The organism is Oleiphilus sp. HI0061 (assembly GCF_001635675.1).
In genome coordinates, this window is the sequence record NZ_LWFE01001525.1 from 1 (window position 1) to 1,254 (window position 1,254).

The following is a 1,254-nucleotide window of genomic DNA, read 5'->3' on the forward strand; positions in this document are numbered from 1 at the left end:
TTTACTGTTGGGGATTGTGATTTTGCGGCCGTCTTCAGTTTCTATAATCAGCGCAGTAGAGCAGATCTCAATTACTTCACCAGAAACGTTATCAACCTTAATTTTGTTACCCGGAACATATAGTTCACGAGCATAAACGCCTGCAACGACATTTCCGGCAACATGTTTTGTGCCTAAACCGAGTGCAAGTGCAACTGCTCCTGCAGCAGAGAGCAAAAAGATAATAACAACCTGGTTTAGCAAATCGGTTTCAATCTCTAGTTGGTTGATCGCCAGTGACACTACAATGATAACAATTAGCGCATAAATAATTCCGCCAATTGTACGTTCATAACCTAGGTTAATGCTGGCAAGTGAGGCCTCAATGGCAGTTCGCACAAGTCCTGCAATGAATAAACCGATCAAGGTTAGAATAAGAGCGCTAATCACTTTTGGTATATACAGCACGAAGTGATCAATGGTGGCGGAGACTCTATCCAGGCCTAAAGCATCTGAAGCAGAGATGATAAATGTGAGAAATACAAGCCAGTAAATTATCTTAGATAGCAGTATTGACGGCCCTGAGCTCATGCCTGCTTTCTTCAGTGCAACATCAATGCCCGCTGTTTCGGCTAAGCGGTCAAGGCCGATTTTTGAAAATAGCTTTGCTATGGCTCCGGCTAGAAATTTAGCGACAAAGTATCCACCTATCAGTAGGCCTAGTGCGGTGAGTAGGCTAGGTAAGAATTCAGCGATCTTAGCCCATAGTATCATCGGATCGGCTAGGGTTTCTTTCATTGCTTCGAGCATTACTAACTCCTGATAGGTCGCTTAGGTCTGTTGGTCAGACTGATTGTTCTTGGGAGCAAGTTGGTCACTATTTTTAAGTGCCAAGTTTGCGAACATCGGGGCAAACAACTCAGCCATGGTTACCCATATTTTGACCAGCGCAAAGCTCATCGTGTCGTGTTGACTTGTTTGGGTGCGTGTCTTCTGGAGTACCGATTTTATGTTGTCAGATTTTGGTTTTTCATCGGATTTGAACAGTGCGTCAAGATCGTCGAGGTCATCCATAGTGTTGGTCTCAATTTGAATTGATGAAATTACAGAAATTATGACATAAGTCGATAAAAGAAAGTCACAAAATAAAATTAAAAAATAAATTGTGACTTTTGGCTTTCTTAGGAGTGTAATTTGATGGAATTAAAACTAAAAGGTATTAGGAGATAAATAATGGAACAGCAACTACAGGATATTTGGAAGCAGGTAGAAGAG

The 1,254-nt window shown here is 41.6% G+C and carries 2 protein-coding genes; both read right to left on the reverse strand.

The window, feature by feature from the left end:
• The coding region (locus A3735_RS23790; RefSeq protein ID WP_068638783.1) for a mechanosensitive ion channel domain-containing protein at positions 1-789 on the reverse strand (789 nt) is incomplete at its 3' end.
• Positions 790-810: 21 nt separating this feature from the next.
• Positions 811-1,053, reverse strand: a complete 243-nt coding sequence (locus A3735_RS23795) for a hypothetical protein (RefSeq protein ID WP_068513420.1) — start codon at positions 1,051-1,053, stop codon at positions 811-813.
• Positions 1,054-1,254: the final 201 nt, after the last annotated feature.

Excerpts from the sequence above, each read along its gene's own strand:
- A3735_RS23795 (WP_068513420.1), bottom strand. The coding sequence starts at position 1,053 with ATGGATGACCTCGACGATCTTGACGCACTGTTCAAATCCGATGAAAAA.